Source organism: Kitasatospora sp. NPDC088134 (assembly GCF_044741705.1).
GTDB lineage: Bacteria > Actinomycetota > Actinomycetes > Streptomycetales > Streptomycetaceae > Kitasatospora.
The window spans coordinates 1-21542 of sequence record NZ_JBIUTD010000048.1; the positions used below are offsets into that span (position 1 = coordinate 1).

At 74.6% G+C, this 21542-nt stretch carries 20 protein-coding genes; 11 read left to right on the forward strand and 9 right to left on the reverse strand.

Going from position 1 to position 21542, the window contains the following annotated elements; translation table 11 throughout:
- Together ACIOHG_RS37185 and ACIOHG_RS37190 are read right to left on the reverse strand one after the other, a co-directional pair.
- Positions 1 to 1133: non-reducing end alpha-L-arabinofuranosidase family hydrolase (locus tag ACIOHG_RS37185; protein ID WP_400958011.1), on the reverse strand; the 1133-nt coding region annotated here is incomplete at its 3' end.
- Positions 1134 to 1284: 151 nt separating this feature from the next.
- On the reverse strand, positions 1285 to 1635 hold the full coding sequence (locus tag ACIOHG_RS37190) for an endo-1,4-beta-xylanase (RefSeq protein ID WP_400958013.1): 351 nt from the start codon (positions 1633 to 1635) through the stop codon (positions 1285 to 1287).
- A gap of 728 nt (positions 1636 to 2363) precedes the next feature.
- Between ACIOHG_RS37190 and ACIOHG_RS37195 the strand changes: the two genes are divergently transcribed.
- Complete coding sequence (locus tag ACIOHG_RS37195) at positions 2364 to 3725, forward strand: PHB depolymerase family esterase (protein WP_400957977.1); 1362 nt, start codon at positions 2364 to 2366, stop codon at positions 3723 to 3725.
- Positions 3726 to 3944: 219 nt separating this feature from the next.
- On the forward strand, positions 3945 to 6074 hold the full coding sequence (locus tag ACIOHG_RS37200; RefSeq protein ID WP_400957979.1) for a tetratricopeptide repeat protein: 2130 nt from the start codon (positions 3945 to 3947) through the stop codon (positions 6072 to 6074).
- Here the strand turns inward: ACIOHG_RS37200 and ACIOHG_RS37205 are convergent.
- Complete coding sequence (locus ACIOHG_RS37205; RefSeq protein WP_400957981.1) at positions 6058 to 7338, reverse strand: hypothetical protein; 1281 nt, start codon at positions 7336 to 7338, stop codon at positions 6058 to 6060. The genes ACIOHG_RS37200 and ACIOHG_RS37205 overlap by 17 nt on opposite strands.
- 743 nt (positions 7339 to 8081) lie before the next feature.
- Here ACIOHG_RS37205 and ACIOHG_RS37210 point away from each other — a divergent pair.
- The 4 genes from ACIOHG_RS37210 to ACIOHG_RS37225 all read left to right on the forward strand — a co-directional run bounded on the left by ACIOHG_RS37210 (position 8082) and on the right by ACIOHG_RS37225 (position 12195).
- Positions 8082 to 9116: a D-alanyl-D-alanine carboxypeptidase family protein gene (locus tag ACIOHG_RS37210; protein WP_400957983.1), complete on the forward strand. Its 1035-nt coding sequence runs from the start codon at positions 8082 to 8084 to the stop codon at positions 9114 to 9116.
- Positions 9113 to 10093 (forward strand): endonuclease/exonuclease/phosphatase family protein, encoded by a 981-nt coding sequence (locus tag ACIOHG_RS37215; protein ID WP_400957985.1) that lies wholly within the window; start codon positions 9113 to 9115, stop codon positions 10091 to 10093. Before ACIOHG_RS37210 ends, ACIOHG_RS37215 begins: the two co-directional genes overlap by 4 nt.
- A 110-nt stretch (positions 10094 to 10203) precedes the next feature.
- On the forward strand, positions 10204 to 10935 hold the full coding sequence (cseB, locus tag ACIOHG_RS37220; protein WP_400957987.1) for a two-component system response regulator CseB: 732 nt from the start codon (positions 10204 to 10206) through the stop codon (positions 10933 to 10935).
- A 3-nt stretch (positions 10936 to 10938) separates the two neighbouring features.
- A complete protein-coding gene (locus ACIOHG_RS37225) occupies positions 10939 to 12195 on the forward strand; it encodes a sensor histidine kinase (RefSeq protein WP_400957989.1) in 1257 nt (418 codons plus the stop codon).
- Positions 12196 to 12275: 80 nt separating this feature from the next.
- Here the strand turns inward: ACIOHG_RS37225 and ACIOHG_RS37230 are convergent, their stop codons facing one another.
- Together ACIOHG_RS37230 and ACIOHG_RS37235 are read right to left on the reverse strand one after the other, a co-directional pair.
- On the reverse strand, positions 12276 to 13919 hold the full coding sequence (locus ACIOHG_RS37230) for an MFS transporter (protein ID WP_400957991.1): 1644 nt from the start codon (positions 13917 to 13919) through the stop codon (positions 12276 to 12278).
- 215 nt (positions 13920 to 14134) lie between these two features.
- Positions 14135 to 14593: a carboxymuconolactone decarboxylase family protein gene (locus ACIOHG_RS37235; protein ID WP_400957993.1), complete on the reverse strand. Its 459-nt coding sequence runs from the start codon at positions 14591 to 14593 to the stop codon at positions 14135 to 14137.
- Between the two features lie 211 nt (positions 14594 to 14804).
- On the opposite strand from ACIOHG_RS37235, the gene ACIOHG_RS37240 reads away from it, so the two are divergent.
- The 4 genes from ACIOHG_RS37240 to ACIOHG_RS37255 all read left to right on the forward strand — a co-directional run bounded on the left by ACIOHG_RS37240 (position 14805) and on the right by ACIOHG_RS37255 (position 17982).
- Positions 14805 to 15659 carry a helix-turn-helix domain-containing protein gene (locus tag ACIOHG_RS37240; RefSeq protein ID WP_400957995.1) on the forward strand — a complete coding sequence of 285 codons (855 nt, stop codon included), beginning with the start codon at positions 14805 to 14807 and terminating at the stop codon, positions 15657 to 15659.
- Between the two features lie 35 nt (positions 15660 to 15694).
- Entirely contained in the window at positions 15695 to 16018 is a 324-nt protein-coding gene (locus tag ACIOHG_RS37245; RefSeq protein WP_400958015.1) for an aldo/keto reductase, read from the forward strand.
- Positions 16019 to 16349: 331 nt separating this feature from the next.
- Positions 16350 to 17666 carry an acetyl-CoA carboxylase biotin carboxylase subunit family protein gene (locus ACIOHG_RS37250; protein WP_400957997.1) on the forward strand — a complete coding sequence of 439 codons (1317 nt, stop codon included), beginning with the start codon at positions 16350 to 16352 and terminating at the stop codon, positions 17664 to 17666.
- 70 nt (positions 17667 to 17736) lie between these two features.
- Positions 17737 to 17982 carry a hypothetical protein gene (locus ACIOHG_RS37255; protein WP_400957999.1) on the forward strand — a complete coding sequence of 82 codons (246 nt, stop codon included), beginning with the start codon at positions 17737 to 17739 and terminating at the stop codon, positions 17980 to 17982.
- 29 nt (positions 17983 to 18011) lie between these two features.
- Here ACIOHG_RS37255 and ACIOHG_RS37260 read toward each other — a convergent pair whose 3' ends face one another.
- The 4 genes from ACIOHG_RS37260 to ACIOHG_RS37275 all read right to left on the reverse strand — a co-directional run bounded on the left by ACIOHG_RS37260 (position 18012) and on the right by ACIOHG_RS37275 (position 20622).
- Positions 18012 to 18458: a MarR family winged helix-turn-helix transcriptional regulator gene (locus ACIOHG_RS37260; protein ID WP_400958001.1), complete on the reverse strand. Its 447-nt coding sequence runs from the start codon at positions 18456 to 18458 to the stop codon at positions 18012 to 18014.
- 145 nt (positions 18459 to 18603) lie between these two features.
- Complete coding sequence (locus ACIOHG_RS37265) at positions 18604 to 19650, reverse strand: helix-turn-helix transcriptional regulator (RefSeq protein WP_400958003.1); 1047 nt, start codon at positions 19648 to 19650, stop codon at positions 18604 to 18606.
- A 129-nt stretch (positions 19651 to 19779) separates the two neighbouring features.
- The gene (locus ACIOHG_RS37270; RefSeq protein WP_400958005.1) at positions 19780 to 20115 is read right to left on the reverse strand and encodes a hypothetical protein; all 336 of its coding nucleotides are present in this window, start codon (positions 20113 to 20115) and stop codon (positions 19780 to 19782) included.
- Between the two features lie 150 nt (positions 20116 to 20265).
- Positions 20266 to 20622 carry a zinc ribbon domain-containing protein YjdM gene (locus tag ACIOHG_RS37275; RefSeq protein WP_400958007.1) on the reverse strand — a complete coding sequence of 119 codons (357 nt, stop codon included), beginning with the start codon at positions 20620 to 20622 and terminating at the stop codon, positions 20266 to 20268.
- A gap of 302 nt (positions 20623 to 20924) precedes the next feature.
- Here ACIOHG_RS37275 and ACIOHG_RS37280 point away from each other — a divergent pair, with 302 nt between their 5' ends.
- Complete coding sequence (locus ACIOHG_RS37280) at positions 20925 to 21305, forward strand: ArsR/SmtB family transcription factor (protein WP_400958009.1); 381 nt, start codon at positions 20925 to 20927, stop codon at positions 21303 to 21305.
- Positions 21306 to 21542 lie beyond the last annotated feature (237 nt).

The following is a 21542-nucleotide window of genomic DNA, read 5'->3' on the forward strand; positions in this document are numbered from 1 at the left end:
GTGGCGGCGTTGGGGGTCCAGGTGCCGTTCAGGGTGGTGGCGGTGAAGGAGCGGAAGTAGCGCTGCTCGGTGGCGCCGCGGGCCTCGACGATCATCAGGTACTGGTTCTGGCCCTTGACCTTGTAGACCTGCGGGGCCTCGAACAGGTTCTTGGCGGTGTCGGTCATGACGGTGGTGTACGAGGAGCCGAAGCTGCCGGGGAAGTTCCCGATCGGCATGCTGGCGCGGTAGATGCTGCCGTTGTCGCCGGCGAAGAACAGGTACATGTTCTGGTCGTCGGCGATCAGGGTCTGGTCGATCGGGGCGGCGTTCGGGATGCTGCCGGTGAACAGGGGCTGCGGGGCGGACCAGCCGTTGGGGTTGGTGGGGTCGCTGGAGGTTCGGTAGATGAACGGCGAGGCGCCCCACTGGTAGGCCAGGATCCAGATGTTCTTGGGGGCGAAGTAGAACAGGGTGGGGGCGACGGCGGCCTGGCCCATGCCGCTCTGCGCGGCGGTGGCCATGGCGGACCAGTCGGTGAAGGGGGCGAAGGCCATCGAGCCGTAGGCGGAGCCGTTGACGTTCGAGGCGTAGACCAGGTGCTTGCCCTGGTAGACGACGTCGGTGAAGTCCTTCAACGCGGCCCAGCCGTTGGCCGGTTGGGCGAGCACGCCGGTGGAGGACCAGCGGTAGCTGGAGGGGAGGGCGCAGGTGCCGCCGCTGCCGGTGCCGGTGAGGCCGGTCCACTGCTGATTGGGGCGGCCGTTGCAGGTCCACAGCTCCACGGCGGTGCCGTTGGCGGTGGCGTTGCCGGTGACGTCCAGGCACAGGCCGGACTCGACACCGGTGATCGTGCCGTCGGCGTTGACCTTCCACTGCTGGTTGGCCGCGCCGCTGCCGCAGGTCCAGATCTGGACCCGGGTGCCGGGAGCGGTGGCGTGGTTGGGCACGTCGAGGCACTTGTTGCCGTAGACGGTGAGCTGGTTGGCGGAGGTCAGCGTCCACTGCTGGTTGGTGCCGTTCCAGCAGTCGTAGATCTGGAGTTGGGCGCCGTCGCTCTGGCTGGCGCCGGCCACGTCCAGGCAGCGGCCGGAGGAGGTGCTCTTGAGGGCACCAGTGGTGGCGGCTTGGGCGGCCGGGCCGGCGACGAGCATCGCGGCCAGCGCCGTCACGGCCGCGACCACTGCGGTGAACAGCACCGAAAGCCGTCGGCGGGGGGAGGGTTGACTCTGCACGGAACCTCCTCGTGGTTCGAGTCGGTGGAAGGGGGTGGGAAGGGAGGGGCGAAGAGCGGTGCGGCTCGGCTCACTTGAAGGTCCGGTGCTGGTTGGCGGCGCCCCAGGAGTCCCGGATCCGGACGGCGGTGCCGTTGGCGGTCCGGTGGCCGGGGGTTTCCAGGGCGCGGCCGCCGACCGCGTTGATCAGGGCGGTGAGGACCGCGCCGTACGCGGGTTTCCTGGTGCCGTTGCTGTCGAACAGCAGCGGGTTCTCGCCGGTGCGCCAGGAGTCGCTGTCGCGGATGCCCCAGAGCGTGATGCCGGTGCAGCGAGCCACGGCCAGGCAGGAGTTGACGGCGCCGGCGTAGGCGGTGGGGGCGGCCTGCGCGAGGTCGAGCTCGGGGAGCTGGACGTCGACTTGTGCGACGGCATGACGGATCGTTCTCCTCGCGGGTGGGGGAGGGAGGTTCCTGGGCGGGGGCGTGCCCGGTTTCTGTTAGCGCTAACAACTTGCGCCAGGGGTGCGGTCCCGGCGCCGGGTGCTACGGGTGAAGTTCCATCAAGTGGTCTGCTGCCGACCGTACTTGGAGCAGCAGTGGGTCGATCCTCCCTCCCGGTCCGGCTCGGGGCCGAGGTGGACCGGGAGGTGGCTCGGAGGTGTCGACGGCGCCAGTGTTGGCCTGCCCGCGACAGGCTGTCAACGGTTTCGACGAGATCCCTGAAACGATCGATCACCCTCGATTCCGCCGCTGCGCGGGAAGATGGCTGGTCAAGCGCCTGGAGCCCGGCGCCGACCCGGGCGCCCGGTGGACTTCTCCGCGAACTCCCGGCATGCTGTGCCGCAACCCGGGGCCGTGCAGGCCGAAAGATTCGCCCCGCCGCACGGGCCAACCCGCCGTCCGGCGACCGGAGTTGTTGCTTGCGGATCGGTCGGTGCGGGGTCCGGCCCGCAGGCAACTTTCACCCCCGGTCGGCGGTGCCGACGGCCGCTCCCACGGCGAATCCGCAGGCGGCGTGGCCGGGCCGGTGCCGTGCGTCGACAGGCTGCGCCGGGGCCTTTGACAGCCGTTGACAGCCGTGGCGCAGCGCCCCGAGCATCGGTGGTGGCTCTCCGCGGTGGCCCCGGAACTCCCTCCACCCTCAAGTCAGTTCCGACGGAGAGGTCCCATGTCCCGATCCCGCTCGTTCCTGTCCCGCTCGTTGCTGCTCCGCCTGCTCGGCACCGTGGCCGCGCTCCTCCTCGCGGCCGGGCTGGGGCTGCAGGCGGCTCCCCGGGCCGCCGCCGCCTCGCTGATCCGGATCGGCAGCTTCGGCACCAACCCGACCGGCCTGCAGATGCAGCTGTACGTGCCGGCCAATGTCAGGGCGAACCCGCCGATCCTGCTGGCCCTGCACGGCTGCCAGGGCACCGGCCCGTACCTGTACTCCAGCACCGACTTCGGGGCGCTGGCCGACCAGTACGGCTTCCTGGTCGTCTACCCGTCGACCAACCCGAGCGGCAGCTGCTGGGACGTCTCCTCCGACCAGGCACTGACCCGGGGCGGCGGCTCCGACCCGGTCGGGCTGATGTCGATGATCACGTACACCGAGCAGCACTACGGTGGCAACGCCAACGCCGTCTACGTCACCGGCGAGTCCTCGGGCGGCATGATGACCAACGTGCTGCTCGCCGACTACCCGGACGTCTTCAAGGCCGGCGCGGCGTTCATGGGCGTCCCCCAGCACTGCTTCCGCACCGGCTCGGTGCGCGGCTGGAACGGGCCCTGCGCCCAGGGGCAGGTCTCGATGACCCCGCAGCAGTGGGGCAACCTGGCGCGCGGCGCCTACCCCGGCTACACCGGTCCGCGGCCGCGCGTGCAGCTGTGGCACGGCACCGCCGACACCATCCTCAGCTACCGGAACCTCGGCGAGGAGATCAAGCAGTGGACGGACGTCCTCGGCGTGAGCCAGACGCCGTCGGCCACTGACACCCCAGCGGCCAACTGGACCCGCACCCGGTACGACAACGGCGTCGGCACCACCCAGGTCGAGGCGTACAGCATCGCCGGGGCCGGGCACGAACTGCCAGTGCAGGGCGCGGGGATGGCCGCGAACGCGATCCACTTCATGGGCCTGGACGGGGGTTCCTCCGGCGGCGGCAGCACCGGCCCGCTGCGCGCGGTCGGGGCCGGCAAGTGCCTGACCGACCCGAGCACCGCGGCCGGCGCCCAGCAGCAGATCGCCGGCTGCACCGGCGCCGCCGACCGGACCTGGACCCGCACCGCGTCGCACCAGCTGACCGTGACCGTCGGCGGCAGCACGCTCTGCCTGGACGCCAGCGCCAAGGGCACCGCCAACGGCACCAAGGTGATCGGCTGGCCCTGCAACGGCCAGCCCAACCAGCAGTGGAACGTCAACCCCGACGGCACCGTCACCGGGGTGCAGTCCGGACTCTGCCTGGACGTGGCGGGCCTGGGCACCGCGGACGGCACGCCCGTCCAGCTGTGGAGCTGCAGCGGCGGCAGCAACCAGCAGTGGAAGCTGGGCTGACCGCGGACCCACCCCCGCCCGGGCGGCAACACCCGGCGCCGGACCACCGCGGCCGCCGGGTCCGGCGGGTTCGCCGCGCCCGCCGCGTTCGGCGGGTTCGCCGCCCGGGTGCCGGGAAGGCGTGCTGACGGAGGGTGGCGTGCAGGCTACGGTGGGGACCGTCAGGTGGTGCGTGCGGGCGGCGGGGCCGACCGGGCGCGGTTCTGGGGGGTGCGGGGCATGATCGATCCGCTGTCGGTCACGGCGGTCACGGGGGTGCTGGGCGCGGTCGGTTCGGCGATGGCGGGCGAAGCCGGGAAGTGGGCCTGGGAGGCGTTCGGCAACCTGGCCCAGCGGGTGACGGGCCGTCAGGTCGCTGCCCCGGAGGGGGCCGAGGAGCGCGAGGAGCTGGCCCGGCTGCTGGTCGACGGCGCCCGCAACGACCCCGCGCAGGCCCGGGCGCTGTCCGCCCTGCTGAACGGCGTGACGGCCGGGGGACCGCTCCCGGTCGTCGCGGTGCCGCGCCTGCTGCCCGCGTCCACCCGCTACTTCACCGACCGCAAGGGCCCGCTCGCCGAACTCGACAAGGAGGCCGGACGGAAGGCCGACGGCCGCCCCCGACAGGTGCTGCTGCACGGCCCCGACGGCATCGGCACCAGCGCGGTCGCCATCCACTGGGGCGCCCGCGAGGCGCACCGCTTCCCCGGCGGCCAGCTGTACGCCGACCTGCGCGCCGCCGGACCGCAGGGCGCCGTCGACCCGGCGACCGTGCTGCGGCGCTTCCTGCGCAAGCTCGGCGTCCCCGCCGACCAGGTCCCGCCCACCGTCGAGGAGCGGGCCGAGCGGTTCGCCGAACTGCTGGCCGGCCGGCGGCTGCTGGTCGTCCTCGACCACGCCCGCTCCGCCGCCCAGGTCCGGCCGCTGCTCACCGCCGCCCCCGGCGTGCTCACCGTCGTCACCGCCCGCCGCCCGCTGGCGGGCCTGGACGCGCTGAACGTCGCGGTCGGCCCGCTCCCCGACAAGGACGCCCGGCGCCTGCTCACCGACCTGGCGGGCAAGCACGCCGTCGGCGCCGCCAAGGCCGTGCTGCCCGGCGTCCTGGAGCGCTGCGCCGGCTCGCCGTTCGCGCTGCGCGCCGCCGCCCCCGTGCTCGGCGAGGCCGCCCCGCCGGCCCTGGCCGGCCGGGTCTTCACCGACCCGGTGGAGGCCGCCGCCGCCGACCGCTACGCCCGGCTCACCCCGAACGCCGCCCTGGTGCACCGCAGTTGCGCGCTCCGCCCGTGGCCCGCGCTGGACGCCCGGGCCGCCGCGGCCGCCGCCGGACTGACCGAGGCGGCGGCGGCCGAGGCGCTCGACGAACTCGCCGCCGCCGGGCTGCTGGAGACCGCGCTCGACGGCCGGCACCACCACCGGCCGGCCGTCCGCCGACTGGCCGAGGACCTGGCGGTGCGGGAGGACGGCCTCGCCGCCTGCGCCGCCGTGCTGCACCGCACCGTCGACCACTACCTGCGGCTGGCCGTGGGCGCCGACCATGCGGCGCTCCCGCAGCGCTGGCACCTCGGCCCGCTGTACGCCGAGATCGGCCCCGACGGCTACCCGGACGAGGCTGCGGCACTCGCCGTGCTCGGTGCCGAACTGCCCAACCTGGTCGAGGCGGTGGCCGCCGCCGAGGAGTTCGCCGCCCCCGGGACGGTCTGCCAGCTGGTCGAGGCGCTCTGGGCGGTCCAGCTGAAGGCCGGGCGGCACGACGAACTGCTGCCCGCGCTGCGGGCCGGCGCCCGGGCCGCCGGAACGCCCGGCACCGAACCCCGGACGGCTGCCCGGATGCACGTCCAACTCGCGCTCGCGCTCATCGAGTTGCAGGAACTCGGCGAGGCCGAGCAGCAGCTGCTCCGGGCCGCCGCGGCGGAGGAGTCGGGCGGCCACCTGCGCGGCCAGGCCACCGCCGTCGAGACGCTGGGCCTGATCAGGCTCCGGCAATGGCGCTGGGACGAGGCGCTGGAGTGCTTCGAGCGGGCGGCCGGACTGCTCGACGGGATCGGCACGGGCGACCCCGGACACGCCGACCTGCCCCGGGCCCGCGCGCTGCTGCACCGGCACCGGGGCCGGGCGCTGCGCGGGCTGGGGCGGCTCGAAGAGGCCCGGGCCGCGATCGAGCAGGCGGTGGCCTTCTTCCGGGGCACCGGCGAGGGCTACAACCTGGCCCGGGCGCTGACCGACCTGGCGCAGACCCTGGCCGACCAGCGGCGCGGGCCGGAGGCGCTGCCGCTGCTGGACGAGGCCGCCGCCCTGCTGGAGCGCGGCGGCGCGAGCTTCCACCTGGTGCCGATCGGGGTGCTGCGCGAACGGTGCGTCAACGGACCGGAGTGACCGTCACCCGGTGGTCCGTCCCGCCGGAACGGACCGTCAGCACGCCGGGCCGCAGACCTGCCGCGAGCAGGGCGGAGGCCGCCGCGGCCGGGTCGATGCCGTCGGCGGCACCCGTCAACTCCCAGGCGGCGCCCGAGCGGTGGCGCACAGTGCAGCTGCCCGGGCCGGTCACCTGGACGGCCAGCGTGCCCGAGCGGTGCCGGGCCAGCGTCCGTTCCGCCCAGGGCAGCGGCGGTCCGAGCCGGACGTCGTCGGCGGCCCCCTGGCGGACGATCACGTCGGCGTGCGCGAGCAGACCCGGGTCGAGGGTGTCCTCGTGCACCACCAGGTGCCCCGCCCCGTCCCCCGGCGGCTCGTGGCGGGCCGCGGCGAAACGGCGGACCTCCACCGCGCCGTCCCCGGCCGTCCGGGTCAGCACCCGGACCGGGGCCGTCACGGCGGCCGGCTGGTGGGCGGGCAGCGGCAGCGGGTCCAGCAGCGCGGGCGCGGCGGGCTCGGGCAGGCCCAGGAAGCGGTGGAACAGCGTGCGGAGCAGCGCCGCCGACCGGCCCGGGTCGGAGGTGGTCAACTCGGCCGGACCGGTGGGGACTTCGCCCCGTGCGAGCAGGTCGGCCACCTGCGGGGCGAGCGCCGCGTACGGGTCCAGGCGCGGGGCCGCGCGGACGAACGCGGCGACCTGCGAACCGCCGTCCAGCACGGTGCCGCCGGTGGCCGCCAGCAGGACGGGCGTGCCGAGCGCGGCCGCGTAGTAGCTCACCGAGCCGAAGTCGCCGATCACGGCGTCCGCCGCGATCAGGGCCTGCCGCCAGTCCGCGACCGGGTCGACCAGCGCCACCCCCGCCCGGCGCGCCCCGTCCAGCCAGAGCCGGACCTGCCCCGGGCCGTGGCCGTGCCACACGTTGGGGTGCAGGACGACGGCGACCCGGTACTCGTCCAGCGGCAGCTCCGGCAGCCGGGACAGCAGCAGCGGCAGCACGTCGTCCGGGCCGCCGTCCCCGAACAGCGAGGTCGGGTTCCAGGTCGAGTTCAGGACCAGCAGGCGCTGGCCGGACCGCACCCCGAGGGCCCGGCGGAACGCGTCCCGGCGGGGGAGGGCCGCCAGCATCCGGTCGAAGCACGGGTCACCGCCGAGCACCGCCGTGTGCGCGGCCTCGGGACAGGCCGCGGCGAGCCGGTCGACCTGGTCGGGATGGGACAGCACCAGCGCGTCCGCGACCGGCACCCCGTCCTCGTCGAGCAGCCACTCGGGCGACACCCCGAACACCGGAACACTGCTCGGCTGCTCGGCTGCTCGGCTGCTCGGCTGCTCGGCTGCTCGGCTGCTCGGCTGCTCGGCTGCTCGGCTGCTCGGCTGCTCGGCTGCTCCAGTCTCTTATTATAGCCGACGCCGTGCGAAAGTATCGTCAACTTGCCTTTGAAACAGTGGAGTTGACCGCCGAGGCTGGCGGAGAGCACCAGGTCCGGGGCGAGGCCGACCGCCTGGCTCCAGGGGACCACCGGGACGCCCAGGTCGGCGAGGAGTTCGGGCAGGCCGGCCCGGAAGGGGGAGCTGCCCGGGCAGGTGGCCAGCAGTTGCACCCGGAGGTCGTCGCGGAACAGGCCGACCACGTCGAGCAGCCGGGTCGCGGCGGTGACGTTGTGCACCACCAGCAGGACCCGGCGGCAGCCGCCCCGGGTGGCCCACCGCAGGGAGTCCTCGCCGACCGGCACCCTGATCCACTCGCCCGGCAAGCCGCTTCCTCCACGATCGTTCCACTGCCGCCCCGGCAGCTTAGGCGATCACGGAGGGGACGGCGGATTCCCGCCGCCGGCAACCGGGCCGCCGCACAAGGCCGGTGACTCCGGCTCGGACCCCGGGCGGGAGGCCGATACACGGTTGATACCCGGCCGAGTGCCGGTGGAAGTCCCGCCCCGACCGGACGGAAGCGCCGGTCGCGGAGTCTGTGGACACATCCGGTGGCCGTCGGCGCCGGGGATCTCGTTCCTCTGCTCCGGGAGGCAGTCGCCGTGTTCGTCCGCACGAAATCCGAAGAAGGCCGGGCCGGGCTGTCCCGGCGCGGGCTGCTGGGTGCGCTGGCCGCGCTGGTGGCCGTCGGCACCGGCGCCGGGGCGCTGGTCGCCCTCCTCGATGACGGGGAGGGACCGAAAGCGGGAGTCCGGGCCGAAGGGGTGTCGGCGCTCCGGCTGTCCGACGCCGCCGCCGGTCTCGACCTGCCCTGGCCGACCGAGGGCCAGGCGGCCGTGGCGGTGGCGAAGGCGGGCGTGCTGGGCCTGCGGGGGCCGCAGCAGCCGGTGCCGATAGCGAGCGTCACCAAGGTGATGACCGCGCACGTCGTCCTCCGGGACCACCCGCTGAAGGAGGGCGAGGACGGTCCGCTGATCACGGTGGACGCGCAGGCCGCCGCCGAGGCGGCCTCGCTGAGCGAGTCCACGGCTCCCGTCACCGCCGGGCAGCGGCTCTCCCAGCGCAAGCTGCTGGAGGTGATGCTGCTGCCGTCCGCCAACAACGTCGCCCGGCTGCTGGCCCGTTGGGACGCGGGCAGCCAGGAGGCGTTCGTGTCCCGGATGAACGCGGAGGCGGCCCGGCTGGGGATGGCCGACACCCGCTACACCGGGGCCAGCGGCGTCGAGGCCAGCACCGTGTCCACCGCCGTCGACCAGCTCAAACTGGCTCGCGAGGCGATGAAGGACCCGGCGCTGCGGGCCACCGTGGCGCTGCGCAGCACCACGCTGCCGGGCCGGGCCGAGCCGTTGCGGAACACCAACACGCTGCTCGACCGGCCCGGGGTGGTCGGCCTGAAGACCGGGTCGAGCACCCCGGCGGGCGGCAACCTGATGTGGGCCCTGGAGGTGCCGGACGGCCGGGGCGGCGCGGGGCGCCGGCTCGTCTACGGCGTGGTGCTCGGCCAGCGCGCCAACACCACCCCCACCGAGGGCCTGCGGGCCGCGCTGGAGAACAGCGGGCAACTCGTCGACGCCCTGCAGCAGAAGCTGCCGGGCGTCCTGGCCACCTTCGACAGCGAGCAGCGGGAGTGGGCATGAGCAGCGTGGAGGGCAGCACGGAGACCACCCCGGCCGCGCCCCCGGTCCCGGCCGCACCTCCGGCCCGGACGCGCGGGCGGGTCCTGGTCGTGGCGGCCGCGCTGCTGGCCGTCCTGATGGCCGGCAACTCCCTGGTGCCGAACGGGATCGGCCACCTCGGCAGCCTCTGGCAGACGGTGCTGCCCTGGTCGGGCGTCGGCGTCGTCCTGCTGCTGCTCCTCGCGGTGCTCCGGCGGTCCGTCCCGGCGGCGGTCGCCGTGCTGGCGCCCGCCCTGGTCTGGACGGTGCTCTTCGGGCCCGCGCTGGTCGACGGGCGGGCGGGCGGCGGGGACTTCACGGTGGTCAGCCACAACGTGAACGAGGAGAACCCCGACCCGGGCCGGACCGCCCGGGCGCTGGCCGCCTCGGGTGCCGACGTGCTGGCGGTGGAGGAGCTGGCGAGCCGGGCGCAGGAGACCTTCCGGCACGAACTGGCGGCCCGCTACCCGTACTCCGAGGTGCGGGGCGGCGTCGGGCTGTGGAGCAGGTACCCGCTGGAGGAGGCGGCGGCGGTGGAGATCATGCCCTGGACCCGGGCGGTCCGCGCCACCGTCCGGACCCCGCGGGGGCCGGTGGCCCTCTACGCGGCGCACCTGGCCTCGGTCCGGGTGCACCCGGCCGCCGGGTTCACCACGGGCCGCCGCGACGAGGCGGCCGCCAGGCTGGCCGAGGCGGTCCGGGCCGAACGGCTCCCGCGGGTCGTCGTGGTGGGGGACTTCAACGGCTCGGCCGACGACTCCGCGCTGCGCGGGCTGACCGGGCCGCTGCGGTCGGCGCAGCGCGAGGCCGGGGACGGCTTCGGCTTCACCTGGCCCGCGGCGTTCCCCGTGGTCCGGATCGACCAGATCCTGGTGAAGGGCGTCGCACCGCGCGCGGCGTGGACCCTGCCCGACACCGGCAGCGACCACCTGCCGGTCGCCGCCGCGCTGCGGCTGTGACCCGGCCCGGCCTGCCCGGGGCGCACCGGCCCGGCGCCCCGTCCGGTTACGATCGACCGACGGTGAGCTCGAACGAGCCCGGAGCCCCGGGCCCAGACCCGGGAGAATCCTTGTCCGGAACCCGTGCGCCCGAAGCGGTCGCCGTGCTGCTCGTCGAGGACGACGCGGTCATCCGCCGCTCGGTCCAACTGGCCCTGGAGCGCTACGGGTACCGGGTCGACGTCACCGGCGACGGCCTGGACGGTCTGGAGGCGTTCCGGGACGGGTCGCACGACGTGCTGATCCTGGACGTGATGCTGCCCGGCCTCGACGGCATCGGCCTGTGCCGGCGCATCCGCGAGGAGGCGCTGACCCCGATCCTGATGATGTCGGCCCGCGGCGACGCCCTCGACGTGGTGGCCGGTCTGGAGGCCGGCGCCGACGACTACGTGGTCAAGCCGGTGGACATCTCCGTGCTGGTCGCCCGGATCCGCTCGCTGCTGCGCCGCGCCACCTTCCACCGCGGGCCGGACGGGCCGCCGGAGGCCCCGGACGCCGCCGTCCCGGCCGGGCCCGGGCCGCTGGTCTTCGGCGACCTGACCGTCGACCCGCGCGGCCTGGACGTCCGCCTGGCGGGCCGGACCGTCCCGCTGACGCCCACCGAGCTGCGGCTGCTGCTGTTCTTCGCCGAGCACCCGGGCGCCGTGCTGAGCCGCTCCGTCCTGCTGCGGGAGGTCTGGGACTACGGCTGGGAGGGCGACACCCGGGTCGTCGACCTGTGCGTGGTGCGGCTGCGGAAGAAGATCGGCGCCGACCGGATCGAGACCGTCCGGGGCTTCGGCTACAAGCTGGTCCGGGGCTGACCGGTGGCCGTCCGCCTGCTCGACCCGCGCTCGCTGCGCTGGAAGATCGCCGCCCTGGTGGCACTCGCCTGCTGCACCGTCGCCGCCATGATCGGCCTGCTCGTCCACCAGGCCGTCGGGGACCGCGGCGAGCGGACCGGACGCGACCGGGCCGTCGCCCAACTCGCTTCGGTCGAAAGGGAGTTTGCCCGCACCGGGGAGCGCCCGGAACGGGCCGACCTACGGACCCCCGCCGAACTGCCCGAACCGCTGGCCCGGGCCGTCGCCGGGCTGCGCACCCCCGGGGAGTACGCCCTCTGGTACGACGTCAAGGCGCCGAACTGGTACTGGATGTGGGCGGCCGTCCCGGTCGGCGACGGCCGGGTGCTGACCGTCCGCACCGACCTGAGCGCCGAGGTGCGCGGCCTCCAACTGCTGGACCGCAGCATGGTCACGGCCGCGCTCGCCGCCCTCGCCGTCGTGGTGCCCGTGACCGCGCTGGCGGCCGAGCGGATGAACCGGCGGCTGCGCCACGGCTCGCGGACCGCCCGCCGGATCGCCGACGGCGACCTGGACGCCCGGATCGGCCGCCGCAGCCGGGCCCGGGACGAGATCGCCGAGATGTCCGCCGCGATGGACGAGATGGCGGCGACCCTGCAGGGCCGGCTCGCCGCCGAGAAGCGCTTCACCGCCGACGTCGCGCACGAGCTGCGCACCCCGCTGATGGGCCTGGTCACGGCCGCCGGGCTGCTGCCCGAGGACGACGAGGCGGCCGACCTGGTGCGCACCCAGGTCCGCACCCTGCGTGGCCTGGTCGAGGACCTGCTGGAGGTCTCCCGCCTGGACGCCGGCGTCGAACGGGCCGGGCTCGACGAGGTGCCGCTGGCGGAGGTGGTCGCCCACGCGGTCGGGCAGGCCGGCGGCGGCACCCGGCTCCGGACGGCGGACCCCGCCGTGGTCCGCACCGATCCGCGCCGGGTGGAGCGGATCGTCACCAACCTGGTCGCCAACGCCCACCGGCACGGCGCGGCCCCCGTCGAAGTGGCGGTCGAGGGCAGCCGGATCACCGTCCGCGACCACGGGCCGGGCTTCCCGGCCGACCTGCTCGCCGACGGGCCGCGGCGCTTCCGCACCGGCGCCGCCGAACGCGGCCGGGGCCACGGCCTCGGCCTCACCATCGCCGCGGGCCAGGCCACCGTGCTCGGCGCCCGGCTGACCTTCGCCAACGCCCCGGACGGCGGTGCCCTGGCCACCCTCGACCTGGACCGCCCCGGGGCCTGACGGCGGGTCCGGCACGCGAGCTCCCCCGGCGGGGAGGCCGGGGGAGCGGCAGGGGAGGCCGGGGAGTGGGCCGGGGTGGCTCAGGCGGCGATCGGCCGGGCCTGGGCGGCCACAGGGCCCTCGGTGGTCCCGGTGCCCTCGGTGGTCCCGGTGCCCTCGGCGGTCCCGTCCGGCACCGGCAGGCTCCGGGTCGCGGCGGGGCGGTCCTTGAGCAGCAGGGCGATGCCGACCGCGCCGACGGCGCAGATCGCGGCGAGCAGCCAGAGCGAGCTGTGCAGCGCGGTGGTGTAGCCGTCCGCCGCGAAGGCGGTGAAGGCGTCCCGGCGGCCGGCCGGCACGCTGTCGGCGGTGGCGCCCAGGTTGCCCTGGACCAGGTCGTCGGTGAGCGAGCCGGCGTCGCCGGAGTAGTCGCCGGTGAACCGGGCGATGCCGTCGGCCAGCCGGCTCCGGGTGAGCGAGACCAGCAGCGAGCCCATCGCGGCGATGGCGACGACCTCGCCGGCCAGGCGCATCGTGTTGAACATGCCCGCGGCCATGCCGGCCCGGCCGGGTTCGACGGTGGAGACCGCCGCGCCGTCCAGGATGCCCAGCGGGATGCCGAAGCCGACGCCGACGGTGATCAGCGGGCCGGCCAGGGCGAGCACCGAGGAGCCGGGGCCGATGACGGTCAGCCAGGCCGCGCCGACCGCGGTGACCAGCAGCGAGGCGCTGAGCACCAGGCGGTTGGAGAGCTGCTGGGTGAGCGAGCCGCCGACCATCGGCAGGACCAGGGTCGGGACGGTGAGGAACATCAGGACCAGGCCGGCGTCACTGGCGCTGGAGGCGTCCACCGACATGAAGTACGAGGGCAGGAACATCAGCACCGCGGTGAAGCCGAAGGCGAGCACCACCGGCACCAGCGAGATGGCGACGAAGCGCGGCTCGGTGAACAGCGTGACGTCGAACATCGGGCGCTCCTGGCGCTTCTCGACCACCGCGAAGGCGGCGAGTCCGGCGACGCAGCCGACCAGGGCGGCGATCACCAGCGGGTTGCCCCAGCCCCACTGCGGGCCCTGGATCAGCGCGAGGATGAACAGGAACAGGCTGCCGGTGAAGGTGAAGGTGCCGGCCCAGTCGACCCGGCCGCCCTCGGGCGAGCGGGACTCCTTGACGTGGCGGAGCAGGACGGCCAGCACGAAGCCGCCGACCAGGGCGTGGCTGAGGAACATGCCGCGCCAGCCGATGGAGCCGATTTCCAGGCCGGAGAGCACCGGCCCGAACGCGATGCCGACGCCGAAGGCGGTGCCGAGCGCGGCGAACGCCCTGGCCCGGGCCGCGCCGTCGAAGGTCTGGGCGAGGATCGCCGAACCGGCGGTGAGCACGCCGGCCGCGCCGACCCCGGCCAGCGCCCGGAGGACGTCCAGGACCAGGACGTTCGGGGCGAATGCGCCGAGCAGTGAGCAGAGCACGAAGACGGCCAGGCCGCCGCCGAACATCCGCTTGCGGCCGAACAGGTCGGCCAGCGAGCCGGCGGCCAGCATGAGGCCGGCGAAGGTCAGGTCGTAGCCGTTGACCACCCACTGCACCGCGGCCAGGCCGCCGCCGAGATCGGTGCCGATGCCGGGCAGGGCGACGGAGGCGCCGGTCAGCGAGACCGGGAGGAGGACGCCGGCCAGGCAGACCGCCGCCAGCACCGCTCCGGTGCGGGTTCGGCCGCCCTCGGGCGGGAGAGTACGGGTGGACATGGTGCGGCAACTCCTTCGGGGTTCCTCGGTGCGGGACACGTCCCGCCGGGCGGTGCGCGGTGGTGCGTGACGGTGCAGTGCGGCGCGGACAAGAGGATGCTGCCTCATGTCAGTACTCTGATGCAAGCTCTGCTTGGAATCAGACCACTGATTACTGGTTGAGCCCTGTCTTCGGTTGCGATTCCGGCCGGGGTTCCGATCCGGGCGGCGGCGGGTCAGGCGGCTTCGGCGGGGACGGGGTCGATCCCGAGGGCGTCGAAGACGGTCCTGGCGACGGCCAGCGCGGCGTTGGCCCGCGGGTGGCCGATGATCAGGCTCAGGTGGAACAGGGTCTCGACGATCTCGGTCGGAGTGGTGCCCAGGACCAGCGCCGCCTCGATGTGCCGCTGCAACTGGCCCTCCAGGCCGCCGAGCGCGGACATCGCGATGATGTTGATGACCTCACGGCCGCGCTGGTCGATCGCCTCGCGGCCGTAGACGTCGGCGAAGCCGGCCTCCACCAGGTAGCGCGAGTAGTCGGGGCTCAGGGTGTCCAGGTAGCCGACGGTCTGCGCGGTGGCGTCCACGCCGTACGCCTTCTCCAGCAGGGCGATGCCGCGCTCGTAGCGGGTGGCCTCCGGGGTGGTGGCGGTCTCGGAGACGGCGGTAGCGGCGGCGGTGGTCTGAGCGGTCATGGCGGACTCCTCCGGTCGGTGCGCGGCGGGTGGCGGGGGTGGTGGCGGTCGGTGCTCCGTCCGCCGCCCCGTTCTGGCGACACCACAGATCCTGCTCCGGTCCCGAGGGGGCAGCCAGGGCCCTGATCGGCCGTGGGAACCGCCAACCTGGTTCCGGCAGGGCCAGGTTGCGGGGTGCCACTGCCGGGCGCGCTTGGTCATGATGGAGCGCATGGACCGACGCGAAGAACTCTCCGATTTCCTGCGCACCCGCCGGGCCCGGGTGCAGCCCGAGTCCGTCGGCCTGCGCCGCCAGTCCCGCGGCCGGGCCCCCGGCCTGCGCCGCGAGGACGTGGCCCAGCTGGCCGGCGTGAGCGTGGACTACTACACCCGGATCGAGCAGGGGCGGGGGCGCAACCCCTCGCCCGAGATCCTGATCGCGATCGGGCGGGCGCTGAACCTGGACGAGGACGAGCAGCGCCACCTGGAGGCGCTGGCGCTCTCCGAGTCCCGCCCGGCGCGGGCCCCGCAGCGCGGCGGCGAGCGGGTGCGCCCCGGGGTGCAGCGGCTGCTGGACGCGTTCTCCGCGACCACACCCGCGTTCGTGCTGGGCCGCCGGATGGACGTGATCGCCTGGAACCCGCTGGCCGCCGCGCTGATCACCGACTTCGGGGCGCTGCCCGCGGCCCGCCGCAACATGGTCCGGCTGGCCTTCATGGACCCGGCTGCCCGCGAGTTCTACCGGGACTGGGAGGAGGTCGCCCGGGAGTCCATCGCGCACCTGCGGCTGGCCTGCGGCCGCTACCCGGACGACGCCGCACTGGCCGCGCTGGTCGGCGAACTCTCGGTCAAGAGCGAAGACTTCCGGCGGCTGTGGTCCAAGCACGACGTCAAGCAGAAGGGCTTCGGGCGCAAGCGGCTCCACCACCGCTCGGTGGGCGAACTGGAGCTGGACTACGAGGCGTTCGCGCTCTCCGACGGCGGCGGCAAGACCCTGGTCACCTACACCGCGGAGGCCGGCAGCAGCTCGGAGCAGGCCCTGCAACTGCTCGGCATGGTAGGGGCCGCCGATGCAGTAGGCATCTAATTTGAGGCAGAGTTCTGACACTATGGCCCCGCTCGCTGCCGAAGGGGGTCGCCACGGCCGACCGGGGGTCCGTCTGTCGAACTCTTCGGTGCCGCCCCCGAAGTCGCCGCCCCCGAAGTCACCGCCGAGGACTTCCGGGCCCATCACGGCCGGTTCACCGTCGAACCCGTCGCGGCGCTACCGTCGCGCAGACCGCCGTCGCCTGGACCCTTGCCCGGGGCCCGCACGTGATCGCCGTCCCCGGCACCCGGGACTTCCGCCACCTGCACGAAAACACCGCCGCCGGCACCCTCCGCCTCACCGGGGCCGACCTGCGGCAACTGGACGCGGTGTCCGCCCCTGCCGGCAACCGGTACTGACGGAAAGGCAATGACTCGACCAATAGCACCGAGAGCCCGGGCGGCGGCTCCCGCCGCGCGCAGCGCCCCGCCGCGGGCGGCTCCCGGCGCGGGGCCCGGGCGTCCCGTGCCGTCGGGGGCGCCGGTGCATGCTGATGTTTGTCAGGGTTCTGTGATGAGACTGGAAGGGGATGCGGCCAAGCCGGGGGCCGTGACAGCAAGTTGCCGTCCGGCGGCAGCTTGGTGGCACCCGATTCGGCGCTACCCGGCGGCCCGGCCGTGCAGAGTGGAGGGCGTCACCCCGGCGGCCCGCCGGAACGTCTCCTGCCCGACGCCTCGAAAGGGAACCCCCATGGCCGTACGAACCGCGCGCACCGGGGCGGACCCGGCCACCGACGACGCAGTGGCGGACCCGGCCGGCGTGCCCACCGTCCTGGTGCTGGGCACCGGCCGCCGCCAGTTGTGCGAGTACGCCCTGCTCGCCATGGCGGAGGAGGCGCTGCTGGTCGGCCTCGACACCCAGCTGCCCTCCTGGCAGGCCCCGTACATGGAGGACTTCGCCACCGCCGCCCCCGACCGGGCTCCGCTGCTGGCCGCCGCCCGCGACCTGGCCCGTCGTCACCGGGTGGCCGGCGTGGTGGTCTGCGACGAGCGGCTGGCCGAGCCCGCCGCCGAACTCGCCGAGGAGTTGGGCCTGTCCGGCCCCGGTGCCGCCGCGGTCCGCACCGTCCAGGACCGCTGGGCCACCCGCGCCCTGCTGAACGACGCCGGGGTCGGCGTCCGGCGGGCCCGGCTGGTCTCCGGCGTCGCCGAGGCCGAGCGGGCCGCCGCCGAACTCGGCCTGCCGGTGGTGCTGACGGCCCGTCACCCGCGGCCCGGTGCCGAGCCGGTCCGGGCCGAGACATCCGCCGACGTCGAGCGGGCCTTCCTCGCTGCGGTCGGCGACTTCGCCCGGCAGTCCGGTCGGCCCGGCGGCGTACTGGTCGAAACCGCCCTGGACGGACCGGAGTTCACCCTCTGCTGCACCGTCGAGGAGGGCCGGGTGCGGACCTGGTACGCGGCCGGCCGGGAGCGCGGCCGACAGTACCTGGTGGATGCCACCGTGGACGAACCCGCCTCCGGACTCGCCGGGTTCGCCCGCCGCGCGCACGCCGCGCTCGGGATCCGGCACGGCGTCACCCACCTCGACGTGCAACTCGCCGCCGACGGCCCGGTGGTGCTGCGGGCAGGCTGCTGGCTGGCCGGCGACCTGATCCCGCTGGCGGGCTGCCTGGCCACCGGCGTCGACCTGGCCGCAGCCGGGCTGCGGCTCGCCCTCGGCCGCCCGGCCCGGGAGCGGGTCGAGTACCGGCGGGCCGCCGGCATCCGACTGGTGCTGCCCGCCGACCCGGCCGCCGCCGACCCCGGACCCGCCCGGGTGGTGGCGCGCCCGAACGCTACCGTGGTGATCCGCACCGTGCCCTGTGACGAGGCCGAGAACCTGCTGCCCGCAGGGGAGTTGGCGGGGGTGGCACTGCTCGCGGCGGGTGCCGCCGATGGCCCTGGGGGCCGGGCTGCTCCGGACGCCGCTGAGGAGGGGTCCGTGGCGCGGCCCACCACTTCGGCCCCGGCGCCGGTCGCGGTTCCGACCCTGGTTCCAGTTCCGGCCTTGGTCCCGGTCTTCGGCTGAGGGCGGGGGCGCCCCGGTCCCGGCCGCTGCGCCGGGGTCGGCCGTACCAGTGCGAAAGGAGTCAGAGAAGATGCCCTCCGAGCCCTCCTGCACGATCACCGTGGTGACTGACGACGCCGAGGCTGCCCGCTCGGTCGGCTTCGCTGTCGCCAGGCTGCTGGCGCAGTTGCCCAGTGCGTGGGTCGGTGAGTTCACGGTGGACGGCGGCCGCGTCGAACTGCGGCTGCACGCCCCCGATCCGGCTGCCGCCCGGGAAGCCGTGTGCGACGCCTTGGTTCAGCCGGCGTTGCGCGAATGGCGGCTCGCCGACCACTGACCGGCCCCTTCTCCGTGCGCGTCGGCCGGTCAGGGCTCCAGGCGGCCGATCGCGCGTTCCAGCAGGCTGTGCAGTTGCTCGCGCTCCTCGGGGGCGTAGGACTCCGCGAGGCGGTCCTCCACGGCCTGCACCCGGGCGCCGGCCTTCTTCGTCAGCGCCCTGCCCTCCCGGGTCAGCGTGGTCACCAGGACCTTCGGGTGGATCGCCGAGGGGCTGCGCTCGATCAGGTTCTTGGACTCCAGGTTGCCCAGGATCACCGCCATGGTCTGCGGGGTCACCCCGGAGGCCCGGGCCAGCTGGGCGCCCGACATGCCGTTCGAGGCGGCCAGCGCGGCCAGCGCGGAGTGCTGCGGCACCGTCAGGTCGAACTGGCGCAACGCCTCGCTCTTGTCGGCCGCCAGCAGCTGGTCCAGCCGCCGGACCAGTCGGCCGAGCCGCCAGTCGGCCCGCCCCGTCGAATCAGTGGCCGCACTCATCGCAGATCACCCACCAGGTATCAGAGCTTTGAAACAGTGCTCCGATGATGCCACACCGATGCCGCCCCGTCCGCCCCGTGGCCCTCGCCGGAGCCACCCGGTCGGCGGTCTGCCGGGGTCGGCTGGGGTCTGCCGGGGCCGGGCGTCAGATCCAGCCCTTCTCCTTGGCCAGCATCGCCGCGTGGAACCGGTTGGCGGCGTTCAGTCGGAGCATCAGGTCGGCCACGTAGCGCCGGAAGGTCCGCAGCGAGACCCCCATCCGGCGGGCGCCGATCTCGTCCTTGTCCACCTCGCACAGGATGCGCAGCACCTCCCGTTCCACGGCGGTCAGCGCCTGCTCGCCCTCGGCCGGACCGTCCAGCGCGGACAGGTCCTCGGCGGACTCCCAGACCTCTTCGAACAGCCGGATCATGCTGGCCAGCAGCCCCGGCTGGCGGATCACCAGGGCGCCCCGGCCGGACTCCTCGGGATCGACCGGCACCACCGCCAGCGTCCGGTCGTAGGCGATCAGCCGCTCCAGCGCCCGGTCGGTGAACCGTACCTGTGCGCCCAGCGCCGCCGTCTCGCGCAGGTACGCCAGCGTCACCGGGTTCTCCACCGCCTGCCGCCGCACCACCGTGCGCAGCGCCACCCCGCGCCGCAGGCAGCGCATGTCCAGCGGCCGGGCCGCCTCGATCAGCGACGGCGAGAAGGACGGCTGGAGGGCCAGCACCTCCTGGTGGGCGAAGAACGCCAGGTCGTCCAGCCGGGCCCGGATCTCCGCCAGCCCGTCCAGCCGCTCGATGTCCAGCGGCAGGGTGCGGGAGCGGCCCTGGCGGAACGCCCCGGCGAGTTCGGGGATCGCCGCCCGGGCCGCCGTCACCCGGCGGAGCTGCTCGTTCAGCTCGGTGAACCGGTTGTCGATCAGCCGCTCGATGCCGATCGACGGGTCCACCAGCGTGCTGCGCCCGTGTTCCCGCTCCGCGTGGCGGATCAGCCCGAGCAGCTCCAACTCGGCCATCGCCGCGGCCACTTCGGCCTCCCGCAGGCCGAGGGCCGCAGCGGTCCGGCCGGTGCTCGCCGCCGCCTCGTCCGGGTGCTCCAGCAGGTACCAGTAGACCTCGATCGACCCGGTGCCCAGGCCCAGGCAGGCCAGGTCGGCCGTTCGGGCCGCACGCTCGCCCGACCGCCCCGCGTTCCGTTCCCCGCTCACCAAGCCCCTTCCCCCCGACGGACGGGCGCCCCGCCCATGAACCCCCCCGCCCCCGGCCGCCGGGCCGAAAACCGGCCCGACCGGGAGCAATCACGGAAAGCCGCAGCGCAGTGGACGCTATCCGCCCGATTATCGCTGTGCAATGGCGTTCCGACCCACCGGTGGGCCACCCGGCAGCGGACAACGACGGGATTTCCGCGCCCCCGGAAGCCGGGCCGGATGCTGGAGCCAGCCCTTGTGGGCTGCCTTGCCACCGGCCTCGAAGCGGCTGGTGGCGCCCGGTCGCTCCATGACCGAGGCCATCAGGCGGTTGACGGGGCGCGAGGAGACGCCCAGCCGCTGTCCGGCGGTGCCGTCGGCGAGGCCGGCGCCGAGCAGGCGGAGCACCTCCCGCTCGGGGCCGTTGGGCCCGGTGGTGGCGTCCTCGACCCGTTCGGCGCCGAGCGGCACGGCGGCGGCGCGCACGTCGGCCTCGTGGAGAAGGTCGACGCCAACGGCACCATCACCGAGATCGGCGGCAGCCAGGGCAGTCTGGCCACCGAGGTCACCGAGGCCACCGAGGTCACCGGTACCGCCGCACCGCGCGGCGGCACTGGGGCCCGGGTGCGTGGCGGCTCAGGCCTTCTTGACCACGCTCGACTTGAGCTGCATGGCGCCGAAGCCCTCGATCCGGCAGTCGATGTCGTGGCCGTCGACCCCGTCCACCAGGCGGATGTTGCGCACCTTGGTGCCGGCCTTGATCCCGGACGGGTTGCCCTTCACCTTGAGCGCCTTCACCACCGTCACGGTGTCGCCGTCGCTCAGCACGTTGCCGACGGCGTCCCGGACCACCCGCTCACCGGAGGCCGCGTCCCCGGCGGCAGCGGCGGCGGGGGTCCACTCGTGGCCGCACTCCGGGCAGACCATCAGCGCGTCCATCTCGTAGGTGTACTCGCTGGAGCATTTCGGGCAAGGCGGCAGATTCTGGCTCATTTCGCCAGCCTAGCCGACCCGGTCGGACGGCCGACTCCCGTGCTGGGCCACCGAACTGACGGTTCGCTGGTGGGGAATGGGACGGGGGAGGCGGGAGGAAGCGGGGACGTCCGGACCGCCATGGGCGGTTCGGTGGGATGTGCGTCCCCGCCTCCCGTCACCTCGCGGTTGCCGATGTTAGCAACTGCGCAGTTCGCCATGCCGCCCCGGGGGCGCCCGCCCGGCCGTCCCGCCCGCCCGGCGCGCGATTGCTAAGGTCGGGGGTGGCGGCAGCGTCCGGGAACCGACGGAGAGGGGGTGGCGTGGTGAACGCCGACACCCCGCGCGCGACCCCCGTGGTCAGCGCGCCGCTCTACCAGGTCAAGGCCGAGTTCTTCAAAACCCTCGGCCACCCCGTCCGGATCCGGGTGCTGGAGCTGCTCAGCGTGCGCGAGCACGCGGTGGCCGAGCTGCTGCCCGAGACCGGCGTCGAGGCCGCGCACCTGTCCCAGCAACTCGCCGTGCTGCGCCGGGCCGGGCTGGTGGTCGCCCGCCGCGAGGGCAGCACCGTGCACTACCGCCTGACCAGCCCGCAGGTCGCCGAACTCCTGGCGGTGGCACGGGAGATCCTGGGCGGCGTGCTCACCGGCCAGGTCGAACTGCTGGACAGCCTGCGCGCCCCCACCGGCCCCACCCGGGGCTGACCGCCCCGCCGCCCCGAGGTGCTGTCGCGCCCATGACTTGCCGAATGTATGAGTTGCCAAATTCGTAAAGTCCATACATGATGCCTGCTGTCCTCCCGGAGACCGGAGACCGGAGACCGGGCACCGGACAGCGCACAGGAACGAGGAGTCTCAATGACTGAGTCAAGCTGTCTGCGCGGCCGGATCGGAGGTGAAGATCCGGTTGTCGCGCAGGAGTGCCCACAGGACGCTGACCCG

Excerpts from the sequence above, each read along its gene's own strand:
- ACIOHG_RS37195 (WP_400957977.1), top strand. The coding sequence starts at position 2,364 with ATGTCCCGATCCCGCTCGTTCCTGTCCCGCTCGTTGCTGCTCCGCCTG.
- ACIOHG_RS37200 (WP_400957979.1), top strand. The coding sequence starts at position 3,945 with ATGATCGATCCGCTGTCGGTCACGGCGGTCACGGGGGTGCTGGGCGCG.
- ACIOHG_RS37230 (WP_400957991.1), bottom strand. The coding sequence starts at position 13,919 with ATGTCCACCCGTACTCTCCCGCCCGAGGGCGGCCGAACCCGCACCGGA.
- ACIOHG_RS37215 (WP_400957985.1), top strand. The coding sequence starts at position 9,113 with ATGAGCAGCGTGGAGGGCAGCACGGAGACCACCCCGGCCGCGCCCCCG.
- ACIOHG_RS37240 (WP_400957995.1), top strand. The coding sequence starts at position 14,805 with ATGGACCGACGCGAAGAACTCTCCGATTTCCTGCGCACCCGCCGGGCC.
- ACIOHG_RS37275 (WP_400958007.1), bottom strand. The coding sequence starts at position 20,622 with ATGAGCCAGAATCTGCCGCCTTGCCCGAAATGCTCCAGCGAGTACACC.
- ACIOHG_RS37255 (WP_400957999.1), top strand. The coding sequence starts at position 17,737 with ATGCCCTCCGAGCCCTCCTGCACGATCACCGTGGTGACTGACGACGCC.
- ACIOHG_RS37260 (WP_400958001.1), bottom strand. The coding sequence starts at position 18,458 with ATGAGTGCGGCCACTGATTCGACGGGGCGGGCCGACTGGCGGCTCGGC.
- ACIOHG_RS37250 (WP_400957997.1), top strand. The coding sequence starts at position 16,350 with ATGGCCGTACGAACCGCGCGCACCGGGGCGGACCCGGCCACCGACGAC.
- ACIOHG_RS37235 (WP_400957993.1), bottom strand. The coding sequence starts at position 14,593 with ATGACCGCTCAGACCACCGCCGCCGCTACCGCCGTCTCCGAGACCGCC.